Consider the following 16,300-nt stretch of genomic DNA (forward strand, 5'->3'; position numbering starts at 1 on the left):
ATTTTTCACGGAAGACCTGAACAATAGATGTTAAAACAAAAACATAGACAAATTATTCGCCAGACCGTATTGGTGTTTGTTGGTGAGCGCCGTATTACAGACGCCGGAGTGACAGTGTAATGCTCAGCGCATTAAAGTATCAACTGGAACTGTTTTGGTTGGCGTTAAGTTTTTTTTCACGTTTGCCAATCCCTGAAAAGACTCCTTATTCTAGCGATAGAATGAATCGCTCTGGACGCTATTTTGCTTTAGTTGGATTACTACTAGGTGCAATATGTGCAACATGCTACAGCGGATTGAGCCTTATTTTTCCTGCTGAGGTCAGCATTGCATTAACCATGGTCATTAGCTTATTGCTCACTGGCGCTTTTCATGAAGATGGTCTGACCGATATGGCTGATGGTATCGGTGGTGGAATGACGGTTGAACGCCGTCTCGCTATTATGAAAGATAGCCGTATTGGTACTTATGGCGCGTCAGCGTTAGTCATGGCGTTACTCTGTAAGTATCTCTTGCTCAGTACGCTGGTAGGGTACAGTAATCTGTTTGTGGTATGGCTGGTCGGTTATGGGTATAGCCGCGCCATTGCGGCATCGCTGATTTTTGATATGCCTTATGTGAGTGATCTCGATACCAGTAAAAGCAAGCCGCTTGCTAATAAACAGACGTTTTCAGAGCTATGTTTTTTACTGTTGTGCGGTTTATTGCCCTGCTTTTGGTTGGGTTTGCCTGTGGTTATCGCTTTGATTGGGTTGGCTGTCGTTTTTCGCACTTTATTTAAATCTTGGCTAATGGCTCGCATCGGAGGGTTCACTGGTGACTGTCTGGGAGCTGCCCAGCAGATTATGGAGCTGTTGATCTACTTATTGCTGATTGCGTTTGCTCAATATGGTTTTCTAACGATGGGAGTGATCGAATAATGGTGCATCTCATCTTAGGCGGTGCTCGTAGTGGTAAATCTCGATTTGCTGAGCAGAATGCTCAACAAGCCTACCAAATGTTGTTAGCAGAACACCCACACGCACAGCTTCATTATGTCGCTACGGCCATCGCTTTTGATGATGAAATGCGTGCGCGTATTGCACATCACCAGCAGCAAAGAGACGATAATTGGCAAGAACATGAATGCCCTTATCAATTGGTTGAGCAGTTAAAAAATTTCTCATGTAGAGATATAGTATTGGTTGATTGCTTAACGTTGTGGATGAATAACATTATTTATAACCATGGGCAGCAAGCTAGTGAGACACAAATCAAACAGCAGGTTAGCGGGTTGTGTGAAGCCGTTGAACAATCGGCGGCTAAGATTATTCTTGTCTCTAATGAGGTTGGTTTAGGCGTTATACCTATGGGAGAAGTCTCACGGTTATTTGTGGATAATGCAGGCTGGATGAACCAAGCATTAGCGAAAGTTGCACAACGAGTGAGTTTTGTTGCTGCCGGCTTACCGATGACGTTGAAAAGCTAGTGATGATCAATATCTACTTGCTGCGGCATGGAAAAACGCAAGGTAAGCCCGCTTTAAATGGTCGAACTGATGTTTTAGTTGCTGCACATCATCAGGATCAAATTTGCGATAAATTAATGGCTTCTGGCTACTCATTCCAACACCTTATTTCGTCACCACTCAAGCGTTGCTCGGATCTAGCCCGTAGCTTGGTCGCTAACCATGCTGTTAGACAGTGTGATTTCGAACTTGGTTTCCAAGAGATGGATTTTGGCTGTTTTGATGGTGTCCCATTTGATGAGCTCCAAGCACAGTGGCCTATTTTAGAAACATTTTGGGCAGATCCCGCCACACACCAATTGCCACAAGCAGAAAGTCTGGCGGATTTTCACCAAAGAGTCACCAATGCTTGGGAGCGGCGTTTAAAGTTATTGAGTAATGATACTTTGATTATTGCTCATGGCGGAACAATCCGGATGATCTTAGCGCATGTGTTGGGGAGTGACTGGCAAAATCCCGCGTGGTATTCCACATTACAGATAGGAAATCAGTCCGTCACTCATATTCAAGTGCTGAAAAAAGAGGCGATTCATTTAACGGTGAGAAGCATTGGAATTCCACTCTAGCAACATGTTTGTACATTACAGAGTATGGAGTAACTATTAGATTTAATGATAGAATTTTCCGCAATCAAAGCCGAGTATATGGCTTAGTGTGTTTTTCGAACAAGTTGATAAAGTTATCGCCAATTTTTAAATGTTTTGCCTCTGCATGTCTTAATAAGTGGGATCGTCTCTACATAATTCATCAGCACAATTCATTAACATACCGCTGTGCAATAAAGGAGTAACGCATGACGAAGTCCCTCTTCCGCCAATCTTTTCTAGCTGATAGCCTAGATTTAGGCCAAGAAATGGCCTCAGGTGAAATAAAAACCACAGCAGGTATTACACTCAAAGTACTTCAGCGAGGCGTATTGGAAGTCATTCCCGTTAACTACAGTGCTAATAGTAAAAATATCATCATCTCTTGTGGTATTCATGGTGATGAAACTGCCCCGATGGAGTTAGTAAATAAACTGGTAGATGATATTCTATCTGGGTTTCAAGCTATCAAACATCGCTGCTTATTCATCATTGCTCACCCTCAAGCCACTAATCAACACACTCGCTTTGTACAAGAAAACTTAAATCGTCTGTTTGATAATAAAACGGAGAATCCGACGTTAGAGCGCGATATTGCACGAAACCTGAAACAGTTGGTAGGGCACTTTTATAAAAACACGACGGAAGTTAGCCGCTGGCACCTCGATCTGCACTGTGCGATTCGATTGTCTAAACACTATTCATTTGCAGTGAGCCCTAAGTCTCGTCATCCAGTACGCAGCCATGCTTTAATGTCGTTTATCGATAGTGCGCATGTGGAAGCGGTTTTATTGTCGAACTCACCTTCCAGCACCTTTAGCTGGTATAGCGCTGAACATTTTGCGGCGCAGGCATTAACGCTCGAGCTTGGACAAGTGGCGCGTATTGGCGAAAATAATTTAAAGCGCTTGGTTGCTTTTGATTTGGCAATGCGTGACTTAGTTTCAGCTGAGACTCCCGAGCATTTACCCAAGAAAGCGGTAATGTATCGTGTTAGTCGTACCATAGTACGCATGCATCAAGACTTCGACTTTATGTTTGATGATAGTGTCGAGAACTTTACCGCGTTCAAGCATGGGGAAGTCTTTGGTCACGATGGTGATAAGCCGTTGATGGCGAAAAATGAAGGTGAGGCTGTAGTATTTCCTAACCGCAAAGTCGCAATAGGGCAGCGGGCAGCATTGATGGTCTGTAAAGTCGCGACACGTTATGAAGATGGTCAATTAGTCTACGATTAAACGATGGTTATCACTTTAAGGCGCTTAAGGTGACTGGTTGTGGCTATAGCGCTTTCTATTTTAATGGCTTAACGGTAAGGTTAGGCCATTATTGTTTCTCTTGTATACAAATAAGTGCATGAACTTCAATCAGTTACTCTTAAAGAAACAGCACCGCTGGCATTTTGCCTTGTATTGGATGTTGGCATTGTTGGTCGGTTTTAGCACACTCTATTTAATGATAGGAGAGGTGTTTATCTTTCCGTTTCAGGCTCTCACCTCACTTGAATGGCAACTTGTGGCACAGCTTCGAGCTCCTCGACTATTGTCCGCTATCGTGATTGGTGCATCGCTGGCGGTGTCAGGGGCAACCTTACAAGTCTTATTAGGTAATGTGCTAGCAGAACCTGGTGTGTTGGGTATTTCCGGAGGAGCCAGTGTCGCGATGGTCATTGTCTTATTCTTATTCCCAACCTTGGCTTCACCGGAAGTCTTTATGCTATCAGCGGTAATCGGCGCTATGGTATTTACCTTACTGCTTGTGAGCATGGCTAAAGCGATGCGTTTGAGTACGACTCGCCTTTTATTGGTTGGTGTCGCATTAGGTATTTTGTCTGGAGCGATCGTCACTTGGGCATTTTATTTTAGTGATGATCTCGGTTTAAGGCAGCTTGTTTACTGGTTAATGGGCAGTATTGGTGGAGCAAGTTGGTATCAGCATACGCTGTCGCTTGTAGCATTACCGATTATTACGTGGCTTGTGCTACAGGGCAAAACCTTGGACAAATTAATGCTGGGAGAAACACACGCTAAGCAGTTAGGGGTTGATGTCGAACGGTTACGCTGGAAACTGATTTTAGCGGTGTCTGTATTGGTTGGTACAGCAGTAGCTTTGGGGGGGGTGATAAGTTTTGTCGGTCTAGTGGTTCCTCATTTACTGCGTTTGGCGTTCGGTTCTGAAAATCGTTATTTGTTGCCGATGTCTGCATTGTTTGGTGCGCTGTTATTGGTGTTTGCCGATATTATTGCACGCACGGCATTAATCAGTGCTGAACTACCGCTTGGTGTGGTGACAACCACGCTCGGTGCTCCTATCTTTATTTGGATGTTATTAAAAAACCATGATTCACGTTAATACGTTGCAAGTAACCAGTTTACAAGTAGGATCGCGTTTACTGCCGCTCTCTTTTCGTTGCAAAGCGGGAGAGGTGCTGCACGTTATTGGCCCTAATGGCAGTGGTAAAAGTACTCTGCTTGCGGCGTTAGCAGGCGTTATTGAAAGTAAAGGCATGGTGCAAATTGGTGATGTTAATATTAATGAAGTGTCGTTAGAGACTTTGTCGTTACATCGAGCGTATCTTTCTCAAAGCGATAAGCCAGCCTTTAACCTACAAGTGTTTCAATACCTTTCGTTAGCCATTCCAAGCTGTGCAGAGCTTCATTCAGAGGCCGTTAACCAAGCGGTTAATGACATTACTCATCTGTTAAATATCGAAGATAAATTGCATCGTTCAATTCACCAGCTTTCGGGGGGGGAATGGCAACGTGTTCGCTTGGCCGGAATCTGCTTACAAATTTGGCCATCGATCAATCCATACGCCAAATTGCTCATTTTGGATGAACCGAGTGCACCGCTCGATATCGCACAAGAGGTTTTGCTTTATCGTTTAATTGAACATATTGCACAGCAAGGTATTGTGGTGATTATGGCTAACCATGACTTGAATCGGACATTGCGCCATGCAGACAGCGCACTACTGCTAGAAAGGGGAGTTCTGCAAAGTTTAGGTAAGGTGGAAACAGTGCTCAGCAGTGAGCGATTAAGTCAGGTGTTTCAAACGCAAGTAAAACACGTTGATGTGGAAGGTAAACCTTATCTTATCTTTGATTAACCGTAGCGTATTACTTTTGTTCGATAGCACAACTCTCGTGCATTAAGCACAACTTTGGAGCATGTGCTTATCAGTGAGTCTAATTTGGTTTAAAAAAAGACTAACAAAAACAATGTGTTGAATTAAATAAAAAGTTGGCATGCCAATCGCATTATTAGAATCGATACATTCTCGTTCTTGTTAGGCTTTTATAAGTCTCTTTAACCACCTTGCTCCCACAAGGTGGTTTTTTTTATTTATTGCGTCAGTGAAGCTAGATCCGCTGGACGGTAATAAACCGATTTTAGAACTTTACCTTGGCGAATGGTTTTGGCGTCAGAAACGAAGTCTTGTGCGCATTTCGCAATAATATAATCGCCTTTCTGTACCGCCATTAGTTCGATACCTTGCTCTGCATAATGCGCTTTGGTCTCGGTATATTCCTTTTCGTTACGGCACACTTTGCTCATGTTTGAGCTGTGTACTTCATCCCAGCACGGGATAAAATCGATACCACGGTTAACGGCAACATTAAGCAGCAAATCGATCAGGTAGCTGATTGCAAGGTTGTCAGCAATATTACTATGGCCTAGGTGGACTAAACGGCCCATCAACACATAAACCGTGTCGATAATCGCGTCAGCTTGTTCGGTTTTATTGTCGGCTTCTGCAAGTTCAGTCAACTCTTCAATCGCCAGTGAGGTATGTAGCGTGTCGGCTTTGCTGTCTAAACTGCCAGCATCAGCAACAGGTAGGTCAAAGGTGCTACGAAACTCTGTGATATCGCGGTAAAGGTGATCGTAAATCTCTTGAGTAAGCTTAGATAAATGCATTATCTCGGTCCATTGTGTTGGTTGGTATTGATTGCGTCGCATAGTAACAAACTGACGGCGATGCTGCGAATTATGCTTCGTGCTTCGCGCAGAAAATCACTGTCGACTATTTAAAAAAAGATAGGGGAAAAGTTGCTGACGTTCTTGTTCACTAAGGTTACTGACGCGCTCAATATTGGTGTCAGGTATCGCCTCTGGATTAGGGTAGTGCTTGAGCACCCTTTCCATGCTCTCTTCACGGATTAAGTGAAATATAGGGTATGGAGAGCGATTGGTTAGGTTCTCATCATCTTCAGGCTCGGTGCCACCGAAGCAGTAGTCAGGGTGGAAGGTTGCCACTTGGAAGATACCTTCCCAATCTTGTTGACGAATTAACGCTTCAACCCAGTCGATAAATAGGTTGTAGTCGAAAAAGTCCTGCAGCATATTGGGTACTACAACTAACGTAGTTTCTAGTGTTTTTGCCTCACAGCCATCTAGCTCAAGCAACTGTTCAAGAATATCTTGCAGTAATAACTCTTCTGTATCAGCCGTACTGACAAAGGTTTTAATCTGTTGATTACGCTGTGGCTTGGCGGCAAAAGGACAGAGGTTTAGACCGATAACGACATCATTTAGCCACTGTTCGACGTGTTCAGTAATGACCGCTGTATTCAATGTTGAGCTCATGATTGTAATTGCGCTGATGAATTTAGCGCAAGCATAGCATGAGTTAACCTAAGACTTCACCAATAGCTGAGGGCTTTGCGAGGGAACGGTCGTAGTGGCGAAGCTTCCAGCATAAATAGAACATGATGGCGTAGAGCAGCATACCGCCAGACACCACCATCGCCCATCCGCCATGTTGCCAACAATAGAGTAAGAAGAAGCCGCCGATACTGCCACCAACATAATAATGCATCAAATAAAGAGCGGTCGCTGTTGCTTTGGCGCTCGTCGCCTTCTGGCTGACCCAAGCGTAAGCAAGCGTATGGGTAAAAAACGCGCCAGAGCTTATCAGCATTAACCCAATAAGCATCAATGGAATCGATTCAACCAGTGCTAACCACATGCCGGATAAACTGAGCAGTGCTCCTAGCATCATGCCTGAAATCGCGTTATAGCGTCTACTCCAGTGAGCAGTCAATTTAGAACTGAGTGTTCCGGCTAAGTAGCATAGGAAAATCAGTGAAGCCAATCCAATGGGCAGCGAATAAGGTTCCGCTACTAGCCTAAAACCCATCACCGAATATAGGTTTACAAACAGGGCGAAATTGGTACCACCAATTAACATCGCAAACCAGAGGGTGCGATTGGATAGATGCTTCAATAAGGCGCGATTATGATGGAAAAATAGTCCGCGCTGTGGCACAAAGTTTTGTTGGGTTGGCAGCAACAATACGACCACGATAGCACTGATAAAGGTAATGAAGGCGATGACGATGACCGCTTGTTGCCATCCAAAAGCGTCAGTCAGGATTCCCCCTAAAATACGTCCGCTGATCCCACCAAGTGAATTGGCCGCAATGTAGCCACCAATTGCTTGATTAAAAGCCTGAGGAGTGAGCTCTTCAGCCATGTAGGCCACGGCAACAGAGGCAAAGGCGGCTAGCGCAATTCCCATCAATGCGCGCGCCAATATTAAAACCCACAATTGTTGGCTTATCAGCATCAAACCGCCAATAAACGGCATCATAAATAGACCCATAAGCATCACTTTTCTTCGACCAATCGCTTCAGAACCGATAGCCCAAGGCACCAAGCTAACTGATAAAGCGAGAGTCGATGCAGCAAATAACCAGTTGATTTGTGTTTCGGAGACGTGGAAGTGAGTAGCCAAATAGGGCAGCATTGGCTGAAAAAGATAAAGATTACAAAACACCAAAAATGAGCCTAGAGCTAAACCCAAGGTCACTTTTCGATACGCTTTACTGCCGACTTCAATCATGATTTTTGCTCAATTTCTTAATAACGTGATCACAATATCAGTGCTTTCTGAATTGATAAAATATATTAAAATTATCATTGTTATATATTTTGCATATCCAGATGGATGCCAATATCTATGGACACTCGCCACCTGAAACATTTTACCGCTGTTGCAAATTACGGCAGCTTTACATCTGCGGCCAGAATGTTGCACATAGCTCAGCCTGCGCTCAGTATCTCCATTAAAAAATTTGAGCAGCAATTAGGTGTGGTGCTGTTTAAACGAGACGATCGCAAAGTCACATTAACGCACGAAGGCCAAGTGCTGTATGAACACGCTACGCGAATTTTACAGCAGTTAGAAGATGCGCAATTGGCGATGGATGAACTCAAAGGTCTGGTAAAAGGTGAAGTTAGGTTAGGTGCGCCAAGTATGATGGGGTCATACTTTTTTCCAGAAATTGTCATGGCGTTTAAAAGCCACTTTCCTAATTTGAAGATGACGGTAATTGAAGCGGGTACGCAATCGATTAGGAAAATGCTACTTTGCGGTGAGCTGGATATTGGCGTAATTTTGAATCATGATCTTCCACCCGATCTAGAAGTTGACCCTCTACTGTCATCGCAAATGGTCGCAGTAGTCGGTAAGCAACACGAGCTAGCGCAGCAAACGTCGATTGATTTTAATACGTTTTTTGAACATGAACTGGTGATGTTTAAACCGGGTTACTTTCATCGAGAATTTATCGATAAAGTGTGCAAAGAACATAAGCTTTGCGCCAATTTCTCCTTTGAAACCAACTTGCTACCGATGATACTTAGTATCGTCAAGCATGAATATGCTATTACGGCATTGCTCGAGTTGGTAACGGAAAACGAAGCGGATGTACAAGCTGTGCCTTTTAACCCACCGGTTTGGTTAGATTTAGCGTTAGCATGGCGTAAAGAGGGTTATCTATCCAATGCAGATCGCACCTTCATTGAGTTCGTGAAGCAATATGTTTAGGTGCAAGGCGTTAGTTGCTTTGGTAGATTTTTTCGAAGTTAGTCGGGTTCCAACCAATCAGCACTCGGTCACCAATTTTTAGAACAGGGACACTGCGCGCACCAATGGCGTCTAGTTCTTTACGCCCACGCTGCATTTTGGCGTTGCATAGCCGATATTGGATGCCTTTGGCATCAAGGTAGCGTTGTGCATCTTTGCAGTGAGGGCATTTATCTTTAACGTAAAGGACAACGCGTTTCATGTGGTTCACTCATTGGATCTATTTCAAAAGGCTGAGCAGTTTACCGATAGCGCAGCATGGTTTCAACTGTTCCCTCTCAGTGTGCTTATCCTGTGGATTCGGGTGAGATAGATGAAAGCATCAGGTGATTCAGTTACACTATGCGCCTTTTATTTTGTCAGTCGATATCCAATGCATCCATCTCTTCGCTATATACAAGGTTACCCACCACATATCATTTCACAGGTCGAACAGCTAGTGACGGCGGGAAAACTAGTCACATGGTTTGAACAGCGCTACCCGCAGCGCCATACGATTCAAAGCGAAAAAGCGTTATTCAACTATGCCATTGAGCTTAAAAACCAGTATATGAAGAAGACACCACCGATTAGTAAAGTGATATATGACAATAAAATTCATATAATTAACAACGCATTAGGTTTGCACAGTTATGTGGCAAAAGTGCATGGCGGAAAAATAAAATCAAAAAATGAAATTCGCATCGCCAGTGCCTTTAAACAAGCGCCAGAACCTTTATTGCGTATGCTGGTAGTACATGAACTTGCTCATATTAAAGAGAAAGATCACAACAAAGCGTTTTATCAGCTTTGTTGTCACATGGAACCCAACTATCACCAACTTGAGTTAGATGCGCGACTATTTATGATGTATCTCGATTTAAAAGAGGGACAATAATGCCACCTAAAACGACGCACCAGCATAAAAAACGCCAAGTTTCCTCCGTTCAGGATAAGCAGGGTAATTCTCATATTAAGCAAGGACTACATCCTCGAAACCAACACCGTGGGCAATATGATTTTCCCGCGTTAGTTAAAACTATGCCTGAACTAGAAGCGTATGTGATCACTAACCCAAAGGGAGCGGCGAGTATAAACTTTGCTGATCCTAGCGCGGTCAAAATGCTCAATAAGGCGCTGTTGGCGCTTCACTACCAAGTTGTTAACTGGGATATTCCTGAGGGCTATTTGTGCCCACCGATCCCTGGCCGCGCAGATTACATTCACCGAGTCGCCGACTTACTATTAGAAGAGTGCGCTGAGCTAAAGCATCAACAAGTGACCGCGTTAGACATTGGTGTTGGAGCAAACTGTATTTACCCTATTGTTGGCGTGAGCGAATATGGTTGGCGTTATATTGGTAGTGATGTTGACCCTGTTTCAGTCAAAACTGCTCATCTAATTGCTACCGGTAATCCTTCATTAATAGGGCGTATTGAATGTCGATTACAGCAAGATTCAAAGCACATTTTTAAAGGGATTATTGAAAATGGTGAACGCTACGATGTGACGACCTGTAATCCGCCTTTTCACGCTTCCATGGCACAAGCCCAACAAGGTACAGAACGAAAACTGAAAAACTTGCAAGCTAACCGAGCGAAAAAAGGTCAAGAATTTGTGTCGCAAGGCGTTAATAAAGGTAAGCTGCCAACGCTTAACTTCGGTGGACAAAAAGCCGAGTTATGGTGTCCCGGTGGTGAAGCGGCTTTTATTCAAAATATGGCATTTGAAAGTAAACACTATGCGCAGCAAGTACTGTGGTTTACAACCTTGATCTCCAAAAAGGACAATGTTCGTTGGATGAAGAAAAATCTAGATAAAGTTGGTGCCGAGTGCGTAAAAGTCATTGAGATGCAACAAGGGCAAAAAGTGAGTCGATTTATTGCGTGGAGTTTCCAAAATGCTAACCAACGCAAGCAGTGGCTAGCGGTAAAGTGTTAGTCTAATCAAACTAACTGTTTATCAATCAAAGAGTAATGAGCAACAGCATAATAGGAGTGAGGTATGGAATTTGACATTTATATGCCTTGCCAACCAGACTGGTTGTGCCAGCCATTTGGTTATTTATTTGCGTTGTTATTTGTTGTTGGGCTTGGTTTTTTTATCCGTATTTTGTATCGAGAGTACAAAAAACTTCAGCGTTCCCAGAAAGTAAAGCGACTACGTAGGACACACTATCGAGATCGCAAAGGTGGCAAAGATGGCCGGCCTACTAATATTAAGTAACTCTCAGTTATTGAGTAGCGCTGAGCAAAAGTTAGCCTCTTTCAGTTAAGAAAAAGTATCGAGTAATGTCTGATACTTTTTCTCTAACGTTGTGTTTCCTGCTTTTCTTTCCAGTTCAACCAATAGTTGTAAGGATGCTTTTTGATAACCATAACGTTGGTTTAATTGCATCAGACGAAGTCGAGCTTGAGTATATTGTTGGGCGTTGATTTCTAGTTTTGTCAGTTGTAGTGCGGCACGAATACGATCGGGGTCATGATTTAATGTTCGAGTAAAATAGTAGCGTGCTTTTTCCTCATTTCCTGACTTCAAGGCGCAAAAGGCCGCGTTTTCATAACTCGAGGCCGTGAGGTAGTAATCAGGTTGAATTATGGCTTGGTTGAAAAATTGGTCGGCTTGTTCATATTGTCCTTGCTTACATAAAAAAGTGCCGTAGTTATTGAGCACATTGCCGTTTTTCGGATGGGCTTTCAACGCCGCATGGTAAGTATGCCGGGCGGCGTCAGTTTCCTCTACCATTTCATGATAGTGCGCCATGGCAAGCTGAGTTCGATAATCATCTGGCGCATAGTGTATTGCTTTTTCTAAATTTTCACGCGCTTTGCTCATATTGCCATTGTCTAAATAGCCTAAACCAAGCGCAAGACGAGATTCAGCCATGTCGATAGGATTATGCTTGATTTCTGAATCACTGTTCTGCGCAAGGTGATTTTCTGTAACAGTTATGCACCCTGAAAGTACTAAAGGATACAGTGCGGTCAGCATTCGTATCATAAGTTTTTCTCCCAGCAAATGTGCGGGCTATATTAGGCAAGTCAAGCTGTTAAAGGAAAGTGAGATGACAACTATGCGAGTTGCCCCCGTTTTTTTATCAATGGTTTAATAGTGAGAAATTAGTCAAACAAGTTATGTATTCGGTTTTCGTTCTATTGCGTTACAACCTACTATGAATTTATCCATTTCTTTTTTTGGGAACACATTATGGCATTTGGAAAAAGTCGCATTCTGCCGAACTTCAATTTTTCAATTCGTGTTTATGTTTCGGTGCTATTTTTTGCAGTTGCCATTGTGGTTAGTACAACTCAGATTTGGCTGACGCAAAACAGTTTGAACAAAATGTTATTGCAGTCAAATCAGGCGTTGTTTGAGCGTATTGCCAGTGAAACTCACACGATATTCTCAGCGAAATACCATTCGGTCTTTTCTGCGGTTCGTGGACTGTCATCATCTGATTTGATGACGGCGAGTAATATTGAAGAGCGTAAAAAATTTGTGCCCGTAATATTTGAGTTGTTAGCTGATTCAACCGCAGATTCGGTTTATCAAGTTGGTTATCCAAATGGGGACTTATTTGTTGTGACTATGTTTGGTCCTGATATTAAAAACAGCGATTTTGATGCCCCAGCGAATACGATGTTTATGGTCGAAAACCACTCGTTTACCACGAAAGAGAATACACATCTTTTTTATGATGCGAATAAACAGTGGCTTGCTACCACAAGCAGTGTCGATAACAGGACTGATAGCCGTACTTTTTCTTGGTTTCAAAATACCAAAATAAACGGGGTTAATATCTCAGTTCCTCACTATTCACAAAAACTTGGTCAATTTGGCTTGGATGTGAGTCAACGACATGCTTCTGGTGCCGTTGTGTCTGCTAATTTGTTATCTAAGGAACTGTCGCGAACTTTACAGCAAACGCTGAAAAAACCGTCTTCTATACGTGTACTTTATGACAGCAGTGAGTATGTTTATGCCTATAGTGACCCTTCGGTATTTGACAAGCAGGCTAATTTTAGCAATCAAAGTGAGCCTATGGTCAAGAACATTAATGAAGCCGTGATGTTGTCAGCTATTGAGTATCATGCTAGTGAATCTAAGAGTGAAAAGAATACGCTACATAGTGAGTGGATAAATGGGGATCTGTGGTACACCCAGGTGGTGAATATCCCAATTTATAAGAAAGAAGATTTGTATCTTTTGATTATCGCCCGAGCTTCGGACTTATTTGATAGTGGTGAAGAGATCTTATTTAATGCATTGCTAAGCTCATTTTTGTTACTCCTGATTTTATTACCGATGATCTATTATGTATCTCGATGGGTATCGAAGCCAATCAAACAAGCATCGCTAAAAGCGAAGTCTATTGAAAAGTTGGACTTTACAGTATCGCCTTTATCCCCTTCAAACATTAAAGAAATCAATGAGCTGCGCGGTTCTTTGTCAGGGATGCAAAATACACTCAGCCGCTTTATCTCCATGACCAATGCTATCGCACAAGAACACAATCTCGAACAACTTTTGGGCCGAGTGTGTAAAGATACCGCACGTGCAACGGGTTCAAAAGGAACGTTCGTTTATCTCTTAGATTCAGAAAAAAATAAACTGGTTCCACACTATGTTTGGGCTGAGGGTACGGGAGAGCGTAATGTTGAACAATACCAAACCTTAGATGTTGATGATGAGCGTCTAAAGCAATTGATGGATAAACTTATTGGACAACAGACTTATGCTGCAATATCGGCTCAGCAACTTCGTAAATTCTCGTCCAAGCCCATTGCGCAGCCATCAGACTGGTATCTTTTTTTTCCATTGCTTGATCGTAGACGGAACGTGATTGGTACGATCGGCTTTTCTTCCTCGGAAGAAAATAAGCAGCGTATTCTTGCTCATCAACTTCATTTTATCGAAGCACTGACAGGTTATATATCAGTCACCATTGAAGCTCGTAAAATGTCGGCGGAGCAAAAAGCATTATTAGATTCAATCATTCAGTTAATGGCGAGTACGATTGATACCAAATCTCCTTACACAGGTAATCATTGTCAACGAGTCCCTGTGTTAACTCAATGGTTGGCAAAAGCGGCTCATGATAACGATGATACTTATAGGAGTTTTCGCTTAAATGAAGAAGAGTGGGAAGAGTTGCGCATTGCGGCATGGTTACATGACTGTGGGAAAATAACTACACCAGAGTATGTGGTTGATAAATCGGTGAAGTTAGAAACGATATATAACCGAATTCATGAAATACGAACACGCTTTGAAGTGCTAAAACGAGATGCTGAAATTAAGATGTATAAAATAGCGCTGAAGAATGAATTACCAACAGAATTACGCCAGCAATTAGAATTACAGTGGCAGCAGTTGGATGATGAATTTGCCTTTATTGCACAGGTTAATCAGGGGGGGGAGTTTTTATCTCATGAGTCAATTGAACGTATTGGACAAATTGGTAACCGTTCATGGGGCAGAACACTCAGCAACCGACTTGGTCTGTCATGGGTAGAGGCAGAACGTTACTCAGACAAACCAGAGCAACTACCAGTGCAAGAGAAGCTTTTACAAGATAAGCCTGAGCATCTTATTGATTGGAAAGTTATTACTGAAACCGACCCTCGGTTCTCTATGGTAAAACCCCAATATCAAGCTAATTTGGGGGAGCGGTATAATTTATCTATTCAACGCGGCACCTTGACAGAGGAAGAGCGGTTCATCATCAACGACCACATTATTCAAACAATAAAAATGTTAGAGCGATTACCGTTCCCCAGCTCAATGAAAAATATTCCAAGTATTGCTGGTGGACATCATGAAAAAATGGATGGCACAGGTTACCCTATGGGGCTTAAAGCCGAGGAAATGCCACTTACAGCAAGAATTATGGCGATTGCCGATATTTTTGAAGCACTCACCAGTTCTGATCGACCTTATAAGAAAGCGAAAACATTATCTGAGTCGATTAACATCATGAGTTTTATGGCTAAGGATCAGCATATTGATGCCCAGCTATTTAAGCTATTTCTGACATCGGGGATTTATCAGCAATATGCCGAGCAATTTATGGCCGCAGAGCAGATCGATAGCGTTGATATCTCTAAATACGTAGCGGCGTAAGAGAGGCGTTTTAACCAGCAAACTTGAGTCAGCATTCCGTTAATAATGGAAGGCTAGGATGACAGAAGGTGACTTAGCAAGCCATCCTCTGTCATTTACTTAATACATGATCTAATTTGATGTTGACGAAAATGAAAGTGCTTTAGGTATCTTTTGTAAATTTATCTTCACTAAAGTGTTCAAGATCATATGGCGTTTGTTGGTATACACAATAGTTCAACCAGTTAGCAAATAGCAAATGGCCATGGCTTCTCCAGCTTGCTATTGGTTTGTTGTCTGGGTTGTCATTGGGATAATAGTTGACAGGGATCGCAGGCTCCATACCTTCACTTAGATCTCTAACATATTCACCGTGCAAAGTATGGGCGTCATACTCTGGATGCCCGGTGACAAACACATTGCGCTTATCTTTGGTTGATGCCAGATACACGCCTGCTACATCAGAGGTGGCGAGAATGTCTAAATCAGTATGCTCTGCTAAATATTCAGGTGAAAAGTCAGCGTAGCGTGAATGCGGTGCTAAAAATGAGTCATCAAAACCACGCAAAATAGGATGGAATGGATTCTGAATTTCATGATGGTAAACACCCGACAGTTTTTCTTTTCGTGTGCGTTTAGGCAAATTATAAAGCAGCTTTAGCCCCGCTTGCGCAGCCCAACACACATACAATGTTGACGTAACATGATTTTTTGCCCACGCCATGACACTTTTTAGATGATCCCAATAAAGCACATCTTCAAATTGCACCAAACCGAGTGGAGCACCGGTGATGATCAGTCCATCAAAATTGCGATGTTTAACCATTTCAAACTGACGATAAAAGTTATCTAAATGCTCGTTTGGCGTATTTTTACTTGGGCGGTCATCAATTCTCAGTAGTTCGATATCTACTTGTAGTGGGCTATTAGACAGTAGACGTAGAAACTGAGTTTCTGTCTCGATCTTCTTAGGCATTAAATTTAAGATCAAAACTTTAAGTGGACGAATGCCCTGAGTCGAGGCGCGTGTTTCTGACATCACGAAAATGTTTTCGTTACGCAGCACATCACTAGCGGGTAGTTGATCGGGGATCTTAATCGGCACAGCTTTCTCCCTAAGCTATATCATGGACGTCTATACTTCCAAAGTTAACTCAATAAAAACTGATTGTCGACAGTAAAGTTAATCTAATTGAAAATTCGCTATACCTTTCCAACTCGCCGCTTATCTGCACTTCAAGCCGTTTGGGTATA

17 protein-coding genes are annotated in these 16,300 nt (G+C 42.7%); 11 read left to right on the plus strand and 6 right to left on the minus strand.

What is annotated here, in order from left to right:
- The first annotated feature begins 119 nt into the window (after nt 1-119).
- From MCT08_RS07245 to btuD, 6 genes are all read left to right on the plus strand, one after another.
- Entirely contained in the window at nt 120-920 is an 801-nt protein-coding gene (locus MCT08_RS07245; RefSeq protein WP_274678133.1) for an adenosylcobinamide-GDP ribazoletransferase, read from the plus strand.
- Nucleotides 920-1,468: a bifunctional adenosylcobinamide kinase/adenosylcobinamide-phosphate guanylyltransferase gene (cobU, locus tag MCT08_RS07250; RefSeq protein ID WP_053309376.1), complete on the plus strand. Its 549-nt coding sequence runs from the start codon at nt 920-922 to the stop codon at nt 1,466-1,468. The genes MCT08_RS07245 and cobU overlap by 1 nt, the downstream gene beginning before the upstream one ends.
- A 2-nt stretch (nt 1,469-1,470) precedes the next feature.
- Entirely contained in the window at nt 1,471-2,073 is a 603-nt protein-coding gene (locus MCT08_RS07255; RefSeq protein WP_274678134.1) for a histidine phosphatase family protein, read from the plus strand.
- A 227-nt stretch (nt 2,074-2,300) separates the two neighbouring features.
- Entirely contained in the window at nt 2,301-3,329 is a 1,029-nt protein-coding gene (locus tag MCT08_RS07260) for a succinylglutamate desuccinylase (protein WP_274678135.1), read from the plus strand.
- Nucleotides 3,330-3,447: 118 nt separating this feature from the next.
- Nucleotides 3,448-4,443, plus strand: coding sequence for a vitamin B12 ABC transporter permease BtuC (gene btuC / locus MCT08_RS07265; protein ID WP_274678136.1), 996 nt, complete (start codon nt 3,448-3,450; stop codon nt 4,441-4,443).
- Nucleotides 4,430-5,200, plus strand: coding sequence for a vitamin B12 ABC transporter ATP-binding protein BtuD (btuD, locus tag MCT08_RS07270; protein WP_274678137.1), 771 nt, complete (start codon nt 4,430-4,432; stop codon nt 5,198-5,200). The genes btuC and btuD overlap by 14 nt, the downstream gene beginning before the upstream one ends.
- A gap of 236 nt (nt 5,201-5,436) precedes the next feature.
- Here the strand turns inward: btuD and MCT08_RS07275 are convergent, their stop codons facing one another.
- The 3 genes from MCT08_RS07275 to MCT08_RS07285 form a co-directional block, all read right to left on the minus strand.
- Nucleotides 5,437-6,012, minus strand: coding sequence for a nucleoside triphosphate pyrophosphohydrolase family protein (locus tag MCT08_RS07275; protein WP_053309381.1), 576 nt, complete (start codon nt 6,010-6,012; stop codon nt 5,437-5,439).
- Between the two features lie 96 nt (nt 6,013-6,108).
- Entirely contained in the window at nt 6,109-6,681 is a 573-nt protein-coding gene (locus MCT08_RS07280) for a DUF1415 domain-containing protein (RefSeq protein ID WP_168521844.1), read from the minus strand.
- Between the two features lie 43 nt (nt 6,682-6,724).
- Nucleotides 6,725-7,939: an MFS transporter gene (locus tag MCT08_RS07285; RefSeq protein ID WP_274673225.1), complete on the minus strand. Its 1,215-nt coding sequence runs from the start codon at nt 7,937-7,939 to the stop codon at nt 6,725-6,727.
- 117 nt (nt 7,940-8,056) lie between these two features.
- Between MCT08_RS07285 and MCT08_RS07290 the strand changes: the two genes are divergently transcribed.
- The gene (locus tag MCT08_RS07290) at nt 8,057-8,926 is read left to right on the plus strand and encodes a LysR family transcriptional regulator (RefSeq protein ID WP_168521846.1); all 870 of its coding nucleotides are present in this window, start codon (nt 8,057-8,059) and stop codon (nt 8,924-8,926) included.
- A gap of 10 nt (nt 8,927-8,936) precedes the next feature.
- Here MCT08_RS07290 and MCT08_RS07295 read toward each other — a convergent pair whose 3' ends face one another.
- Nucleotides 8,937-9,167, minus strand: a complete 231-nt coding sequence (locus MCT08_RS07295) for a glutaredoxin family protein (RefSeq protein ID WP_053309385.1) — start codon at nt 9,165-9,167, stop codon at nt 8,937-8,939.
- A 171-nt stretch (nt 9,168-9,338) separates the two neighbouring features.
- Here MCT08_RS07295 and MCT08_RS07300 point away from each other — a divergent pair, with 171 nt between their 5' ends.
- From MCT08_RS07300 to MCT08_RS07310, 3 genes are all read left to right on the plus strand, one after another.
- Nucleotides 9,339-9,842, plus strand: a complete 504-nt coding sequence (locus MCT08_RS07300; protein ID WP_171979637.1) for a M48 metallopeptidase family protein — start codon at nt 9,339-9,341, stop codon at nt 9,840-9,842.
- Nucleotides 9,842-10,885 (plus strand): 23S rRNA (adenine(1618)-N(6))-methyltransferase RlmF, encoded by a 1,044-nt coding sequence (gene rlmF, locus MCT08_RS07305; RefSeq protein WP_274678138.1) that lies wholly within the window; start codon nt 9,842-9,844, stop codon nt 10,883-10,885. The genes MCT08_RS07300 and rlmF overlap by 1 nt, the downstream gene beginning before the upstream one ends.
- A 63-nt stretch (nt 10,886-10,948) precedes the next feature.
- Nucleotides 10,949-11,170 (plus strand): hypothetical protein, encoded by a 222-nt coding sequence (locus MCT08_RS07310; RefSeq protein WP_053309388.1) that lies wholly within the window; start codon nt 10,949-10,951, stop codon nt 11,168-11,170.
- 45 nt (nt 11,171-11,215) lie between these two features.
- Here the strand turns inward: MCT08_RS07310 and pilW are convergent, their stop codons facing one another.
- Nucleotides 11,216-11,944 (minus strand): type IV pilus biogenesis/stability protein PilW, encoded by a 729-nt coding sequence (pilW, locus tag MCT08_RS07315; RefSeq protein ID WP_053309389.1) that lies wholly within the window; start codon nt 11,942-11,944, stop codon nt 11,216-11,218.
- Nucleotides 11,945-12,151: 207 nt separating this feature from the next.
- Between pilW and MCT08_RS07320 the strand changes: the two genes are divergently transcribed.
- Nucleotides 12,152-15,067 (plus strand): HD domain-containing phosphohydrolase, encoded by a 2,916-nt coding sequence (locus MCT08_RS07320; protein ID WP_274678139.1) that lies wholly within the window; start codon nt 12,152-12,154, stop codon nt 15,065-15,067.
- A gap of 142 nt (nt 15,068-15,209) precedes the next feature.
- Here MCT08_RS07320 and metA read toward each other — a convergent pair whose 3' ends face one another.
- Complete coding sequence (gene metA / locus MCT08_RS07325) at nt 15,210-16,151, minus strand: homoserine O-acetyltransferase MetA (protein WP_274678140.1); 942 nt, start codon at nt 16,149-16,151, stop codon at nt 15,210-15,212.
- Between the last annotated feature and the right edge of the window lie 149 nt (nt 16,152-16,300).

It is taken from the genome of Vibrio aestuarianus, from assembly GCF_028858425.1.
Taxonomy (GTDB): Bacteria; Pseudomonadota; Gammaproteobacteria; order Enterobacterales; family Vibrionaceae; genus Vibrio; species Vibrio aestuarianus.

Coding starts and splice junctions, on each gene's coding strand:
- MCT08_RS07245 (WP_274678133.1), top strand. CDS start 120: ATGCTCAGCGCATTAAAGTATCAACTGGAACTGTTTTGGTTGGCGTTA.
- cobU (WP_053309376.1), top strand. CDS start 920: ATGGTGCATCTCATCTTAGGCGGTGCTCGTAGTGGTAAATCTCGATTT.
- MCT08_RS07255 (WP_274678134.1), top strand. CDS start 1,471: ATGATCAATATCTACTTGCTGCGGCATGGAAAAACGCAAGGTAAGCCC.
- MCT08_RS07260 (WP_274678135.1), top strand. CDS start 2,301: ATGACGAAGTCCCTCTTCCGCCAATCTTTTCTAGCTGATAGCCTAGAT.
- btuC (WP_274678136.1), top strand. CDS start 3,448: ATGAACTTCAATCAGTTACTCTTAAAGAAACAGCACCGCTGGCATTTT.
- btuD (WP_274678137.1), top strand. CDS start 4,430: ATGATTCACGTTAATACGTTGCAAGTAACCAGTTTACAAGTAGGATCG.
- MCT08_RS07275 (WP_053309381.1), bottom strand. CDS start 6,012: ATGCATTTATCTAAGCTTACTCAAGAGATTTACGATCACCTTTACCGC.
- MCT08_RS07280 (WP_168521844.1), bottom strand. CDS start 6,681: ATGAGCTCAACATTGAATACAGCGGTCATTACTGAACACGTCGAACAG.
- MCT08_RS07285 (WP_274673225.1), bottom strand. CDS start 7,939: ATGATTGAAGTCGGCAGTAAAGCGTATCGAAAAGTGACCTTGGGTTTA.
- MCT08_RS07290 (WP_168521846.1), top strand. CDS start 8,057: ATGGACACTCGCCACCTGAAACATTTTACCGCTGTTGCAAATTACGGC.
- MCT08_RS07295 (WP_053309385.1), bottom strand. CDS start 9,167: ATGAAACGCGTTGTCCTTTACGTTAAAGATAAATGCCCTCACTGCAAA.
- MCT08_RS07300 (WP_171979637.1), top strand. CDS start 9,339: ATGCATCCATCTCTTCGCTATATACAAGGTTACCCACCACATATCATT.
- rlmF (WP_274678138.1), top strand. CDS start 9,842: ATGCCACCTAAAACGACGCACCAGCATAAAAAACGCCAAGTTTCCTCC.
- MCT08_RS07310 (WP_053309388.1), top strand. CDS start 10,949: ATGGAATTTGACATTTATATGCCTTGCCAACCAGACTGGTTGTGCCAG.
- pilW (WP_053309389.1), bottom strand. CDS start 11,944: ATGATACGAATGCTGACCGCACTGTATCCTTTAGTACTTTCAGGGTGC.
- MCT08_RS07320 (WP_274678139.1), top strand. CDS start 12,152: ATGGCATTTGGAAAAAGTCGCATTCTGCCGAACTTCAATTTTTCAATT.